The sequence below is a fragment of the Tahibacter sp. genome (assembly GCF_035481375.1).
Classification (GTDB): domain Bacteria; phylum Pseudomonadota; class Gammaproteobacteria; order Xanthomonadales; family Rhodanobacteraceae; genus Tahibacter.
Genome location: NZ_DATIGT010000268.1, coordinates 1 through 6108 on the forward strand (window position 1 = coordinate 1; position 6108 = coordinate 6108).

Sequence of the window (6108 nt, forward strand, 5' to 3'; positions counted from 1 at the left end):
GGGCTATGTGCTGCACCTGCGCCACGGCATCGCCGAGTTCATCGAGGAAACCGCCGGCGGAAAACCCCTGACCGAAACCGACGTCGCCGCCGCCGACTTCCCGGTCTCGATGACCAAACCCGCGCTCGACGCCCTGCCGCAGGCCGAGGCGCAAGGCCAGGCGGAATTCGCGAAAGCCTGGGAAGCCGCGACGAAATCCGGCCAGATCCAGTGCCTCAAGCGCGCCGATGCCGCCGACGCCTGCCTCGAAAAATTCGCCACGCATTTCAAGCTGTACTTCGACCCGAAGCCGACCGGGCTGCCGCCGCTCGCGGGGCGTTAGGAATGTCGCGGTGTCGGCGCTCCATCGACACCGCGACGTTGCGATTCGCCTCCGGCTCGTCACAACTCGGTAAATCATCACGACGCGAAACACGCAGGCCGCGCCGAGCGCAGCGAGCCGCAACATCGAGGTGCCTGTGCAACGTCGAGACCGCGACGTTGCGGTTCGCCTTCGGCTCACACGACCGACGCCGCGGGGGGCGGCGCGCGTGAAGAACGGTTCACGCCGGCCCGCGGGCTTCAGCGGCCTCGTCAGTGCCGGGGATGCCGTCAGCATGCGCCCGGATCGCACGCACACCTTGCGAGCACGCGCACCTGGAATACCATCGCAGGCGACTTCTCGAGCACCATCGAGGTCACCGTGAGCGCACAGATTCGCCTTCCGATCGATCGGGCGTGCGGCCGGCTCTTCGGCACGGCGTTGCTGCTTCTGCTGCTGAGCGCGGCACCGGCGCTGGCGCTCGATCCCGACGCGAAGTTCCGCGACTACGCGGTCGACAACTGGAGCGTCGACGACGGGCTGCCGCAGGTATCGGTCCTGAGCATCACCCAGGACCCGATCGGCTATATCTGGATCGGCACGCAGAACGGTCTCGCGCGCTTCGACGGGCTGCGATTCCAAATCTTCGACCGCCGCAACAGCGACGGTGCCAATCCCACGAACGTACATGCGAGCCTGCGCGACCGGCGCGGCCGGCTGTGGTTCGCGACGCCGGCCGGACTGACCCTCTACGAAAACCAGCGCTTCCGCACCGTCGCGATCGATCCGCCGACCAAGCCCGTCTATGCCGTCGCCGAGAACGCCGACGGCGAAATCTGGATTGCGACGCCCAATGGCGCCATGCGCCTCGCCGGCGAAAAGATGATTCCCGTCGACGGCGCCGGCACGCCGGCCTACAGCCTCATCCGCAGCGGCGAAGACCTCTGGGTCGGCGGCCTCGGTACCGTGTCGCGCCATTCCGCGGAAGGCAGCCGCAGCTACACGATTCCGGCTGCCGGCACGGTCCAGGTGACGCGTCTCGCCGTCGTCGACGGCAATGTCTGGATCGGCACGGCCAACGGCCTGTTCCTGCTGATCAAGGGCGCGGAAACGCCGGTCGCGCAGCCGCTCGATCTGCAGGCGAAAGGACAGGCCTCCGAAGCCCTGCGCGTGGAAAACCTGCATGTCGATCGCAACGCGAATCTTTGGATCAGCACGCCGTCGACCGTCTATCGTCGACGGCCCAACGGCGAAGTCGAAGTGATCGACAACCGCGATTTCGTCAGCAACGCCTATGTCGTCAGCGCTTTCGAGGATCGCGAAGGCAATCTGTGGCTCGGCAGCCGCACCGAGGGACTGTTCCGCCTGTGGGACGGCTGGGCCAAGCAATTGGGCCAGCGCGAAGGACTGACCGACCCGCTGATCTGGAGTCTGGCGCGCGACGGCCAGGGCCGCCTCGTGCTCGGCTCGAACTCCAACGTCATGCGCCTGACCGACAGCGGCATCGAGGAAATGGTCTCGACGCGACAGATTCCGAATCTCGCCGCCTACGAGATGAGCTACGACAACCGCGACCGGCTCTGGATAGGAACGCGGTCCGGCATGGCGGTGATCGACCAGGGCAAGGTCGCCACGCCCGCCGTCTTCGAACGACTGTCGCGCTATCAGGTCAGCGTCATCGTGCCCCTGCCCGATGGTGGCGCCTGGATCGGCTCGCACGACGGACTGTTCCGCTACGACGGAACCAACCTGCGCAAGATTCCTTCCGCGCCCGATGCGCCCGAAGCACCGATACGCGCGATCCACATCGCGGCCAACGGCACGCTGACCGTCGGCACCGAAGCCGGCGTACGACGCCTCGACGGCGACCAGTTGCGGATTCCGGACTGGGCAAGACCACTCGAGAGCTTCTACGTCACCTCGATCGTCTCGATAAAACCCGGCCTGCTCGGCATGACGACGCGCGACTCGGGCATCGTCCTCGTGAGCGACGACAAGGTCGTCGTGCTCGACGACCGGAAGGGGTTGCCGACCAACAGCAGCTGGATCATGCAGGTGCTGGACGACTACCTCTACGTCTCGACGATCGACGGCGTCTGGCGCACGCCGATCGCCGCGCTGCCCGACCCGGCCAACGCGGCGCCGGGCGCGATACCGACCGAAAAAGTGCTCGGTCGCCGCACCGGCATGCAGCACATCCACTGCTGCAACGGCGGCGCGCGCGCGCGCGTGCTCGTCGACGGCAGCGCGCTGTGGTTTCCGGCCATCCACGGCGCCGTGCGCATCGACACGAAATCGATCAAGCCACCGACTGTCGCGCCTACCGTCGTCGTCGAAGGCCTGCATCACGGCAATCGCTGGTACATGCCCGACCAGCCGATCGAGATCGACAGCCCGCGCCGCGACGTCGAACTGCAGTTCACGGCGCTGACTTTTCGCGAGCCGCGCAGCGTCCACTTCCGCTATCGCCTCGAAGGCTACGACCACGACTGGTACGACGTCGGCACACGGCGCAGCGCGTTCTATACGAACCTGCGGCCGGGCCACTATCGCTTCCGCGTCGAGGCGCGCACCGGCGATGCCAACGCCCAGTTCGGCACGGGCGGCACGACCGATCGCGCCCAGCTCGAGTTCCATCTGGTTCCGCGCTGGTTCGAACGCCGCTCTGTGCAGGGACTCGGCATCGCGCTTCTCGTCGTCCTGGCCGCCGCCGCTCCGCTGATCATCCGCAACCGCTACCGGCGGCGCGGCCAGTATCTCGAATCGCAAGTCGCCGCACGCACGCACGAACTCGTCGAGGCGAATCTGCGCCAGAGCCAGGCCAACCAGGCGCTGCATGACTCCAATACCCAACTCGCCACACAGATCGACGAACGCCTCGCCGCCGAGCGCACGCTGCAGCATCGCAACCAGGAACTGCAGACGCTCAACAATCAACTCGAAAGCACGCAGAACCAGCTGATCCAGTCCGAGAAGATGGCCTCCGTCGGCCAGCTCGCCGCCGGCGTGGCGCACGAAATCAACAACCCCATCGGCTACGTGCACTCGAACCTCAACAGCCTCGAGCGCTATGTGCGCGACATCCTCGAACTCCTCGACGTCTACCGCAACCTCGAAGACGCCGACACCGATCGCCGCGCCGCCGTCGCCGCGCAGATCGCCGCACACCGCAAACGCATCGAACTCGAATTCCTGCGCGAGGACATCGGCAACCTGCTGTCCGAATCCCTGCACGGCATCTCGCGCGTCGAGAAGATCGTCCGCGATCTGAAAGAGTTCTCCCACGTCGGCGAAGCCGAGTGGCAACAGGCCGACATCCACGAGGGCATCGAAAGCACACTCAACGTCGTCGCGCACGAGATCAAATACAAAGCGCGGCTCGTCAAGGAGTACGCGTCGATTCCAAAAATCGAATGCCTGCCGTTCCAGCTCAATCAGGTCTTCCTGAACCTGCTCGTCAACGCCGCCCAGGCCATCGAAGACCAGGGCGAGATCCGCATCCGCACCGAAGCCGACGACAACGAAGTCCGCGTCATCATCTCGGATTCGGGCAAAGGCATCAGCGAAGCCCACCTCCACCGGATCTTCGAACCGTTCTTCACGACCAAGCCCGTCGGCAAAGGCACCGGCCTCGGGCTATCGGTTTCTTACGGCATCATCCAGAAACATGGCGGCAACATCGAAGTGTTCAGCGAAGTCGGCAAGGGGACGACGTTTGTGGTTCATTTGCCGATACGGGCGGCTGCGGGGAAGTGAGGGTTGGCAACGCGTCGCGCATCCGCGCATGTCTCGCATCGAAACTGCTTGCACCGGCGTCGTGCTAAGCGCCAGATCCATGCGAGCAGAAGCCACGAGCTCACCTGCCTCCCTACTGCTGAGCGACTAAATCGGCCAGCGACGCGAGACTCGCGTCACGAACATCAGTGAGCATTGCGAGCAGGGATCCGTAGCGCCGGGATGCCGTGTGCGACGACAGCTTCATGTACTCCCAGGAGGTGCAGCGACTCTCCTCCGGACGATATGCCAGTAGTACGACACCGCCGCACAACTGCGAGAGCACGACCGCGCGTCCAAGGTCACTGAGTTTAGGCATATCAACTTCAGCGACACCGCATTCCGAATCCAACGGGCCGTACTCGTCCGAGCCGACGCGGTTGGTGACAGATTCCCAGGCGCGAAACTCCTCCGGCTCACGTTCGCTGAACAATGCAATATCCCGGGCGCCGAGGAACACCGCCGACCTCGTCGAGAAGATCGGCATCAGGAAGCCATCCGAGATCCGCAGCAGGTACTGAAGTTCAACCGGAACGTCGCAGACTGTCCCCTTCAACATTGCGACATCCTCCTCGTTTGCTCCTTCGCCAAGGATGGAACCTCTTTCGATAGCCACCCGTTCGTGCTCGTCAAGATTGGCCGGATCGATATTGTCCAGCAATGACATCGCAGTTCGATCCCATGACCGCAGGAATCGTTCGACTGCACCGATCCGCTCTTCAGTCGAACTCTCGGGCCCGTTCATCGTGCTCTCGTATCCCAGAGCACGTTTCCTTGCCCCAGCAAGAGGAAGTCACCCAATTCCGAATATTGTTCGTTCGCCAGCATCCAGCCTCCATCGGCAACGTTTTTCCTCGGCGAGAGTTCCTCAAAATCGCAGCGATTCTCGCAGACAACCTCCGCAGGAAGAGACAAGAGTTGTCGCGTCCTCAACGGCGACCCTGGTTATACCGACGCCAGATTTCCATTTCGAGATGTTCGGGCAGTTCCCAATCGTCGCCGCTCCAACTCGAAGCGACCCGCCAGTCCACACACGTCCGAAGCATGGTTTCAATCGAGTCGAAGTAGATGCTGATGCCCTGAAAGACGCTGACAACGGGAAACGGGAACCGGGAATCGAGACGCGGACCTTCGCACGGAACGACATACCAGCCGCCATTGAAGGATGCGAACGGAAAGCACATTCTCAAGTCAATCCCTTCGCTCGCCGGATCGTTGTCCAGGCCATACGAATCCATCATCGACACGTACTCGTCGCGAGCCCGCTGCAGCGAAGTGAACTGCATATCGCGGAACCAGAGGACGTTCTGCGAGTTCCATGCGTCCTCGGGTTGGCCGTTGCGCCAACCGTAAAGCGCAATCAGATCGTCCGGCAACCTCGACGGGAACCATGCCGTTTCGGCTTCGATCGCCTCTCGCGGCAGACCCGGCAAGAGATCCTGCGAGATATCGATACCGTGCCTTCGGTGGGCCGCCAGCAATGCTTCGCACAATTCCGAGATCATCAGCTTGTCCCCTGTCGTGAAAGTGCGCTGCGGCGGTCGAGTCAGCACATTCGACACCTGACAGTCGAAGGGCCGTGTAAATCGGTAAATGCCACACCGGCATGACAGGATGCCTCAGCCGATGGCTACTCTTTCGGCTGACCAAAATCATCCTCGATCTCGTCAGGCTCACGAATGGATCAACCGAAGGCATGCTCACGGGTTCTCCGCGGCTTACGAACACAATTCGCTTGTCCAGATATCCGGATATCGGATCAACCAGGAGCAGCCATGTACGCTCCACGGTCGTCCCGAATGGCGACCCATGACAGCCCGTTGTACTCGGAGGCCGTCGAGGAAGCGATTGCACACTTTGGCGCGCCGGCGATCTTCAACACGGACCAAGGTAGTCAGTTCACCAGCGAGACGTTCACCGGCCTCCTCAGGAAACACGCCATCCAGATCAGCATGGATGGCAAAGGCTGCTGGCGCGACAACGTCTTCATCGAGCGCCTCTGGCGCACGGTCAAGTACGAAGAGGTCTATCTG

Annotated in this window: 4 protein-coding genes and 1 pseudogene; 3 read left to right on the forward strand and 2 right to left on the reverse strand. The window is 63.0% G+C overall.

Features of this window, described 5'->3' with window-relative positions:
• Together VLF18_RS17650 and VLF18_RS17655 are read left to right on the forward strand one after the other, a co-directional pair.
• Positions 1-322 (forward strand): hypothetical protein (locus tag VLF18_RS17650; protein WP_325280944.1); only part of this gene is annotated, 322 nt, incomplete at its 5' end.
• 360 nt (positions 323-682) lie between these two features.
• Positions 683-4057, forward strand: a complete 3375-nt coding sequence (locus VLF18_RS17655) for an ATP-binding protein (RefSeq protein ID WP_325280945.1) — start codon at positions 683-685, stop codon at positions 4055-4057.
• Positions 4058-4169: 112 nt separating this feature from the next.
• On the opposite strand, the gene VLF18_RS17660 is transcribed toward VLF18_RS17655, so the two are convergent.
• Together VLF18_RS17660 and VLF18_RS17665 are read right to left on the reverse strand one after the other, a co-directional pair.
• On the reverse strand, positions 4170-4820 hold the full coding sequence (locus VLF18_RS17660) for a hypothetical protein (protein WP_325280946.1): 651 nt from the start codon (positions 4818-4820) through the stop codon (positions 4170-4172).
• Positions 4821-5004: 184 nt separating this feature from the next.
• A complete protein-coding gene (locus tag VLF18_RS17665) occupies positions 5005-5628 on the reverse strand; it encodes a hypothetical protein (RefSeq protein ID WP_325280947.1) in 624 nt (207 codons plus the stop codon).
• 198 nt (positions 5629-5826) lie between these two features.
• Here VLF18_RS17665 and VLF18_RS17670 point away from each other — a divergent pair.
• Positions 5827-6108 (forward strand): annotated as a pseudogene (locus tag VLF18_RS17670) (DDE-type integrase/transposase/recombinase); the annotation flags it as partial.

Bases quoted from the DNA above. Each gene is read 5' to 3' on its own strand.
- VLF18_RS17660 (WP_325280946.1), bottom strand. From the start codon at position 4,820: ATGAACGGGCCCGAGAGTTCGACTGAAGAGCGGATCGGTGCAGTCGAA.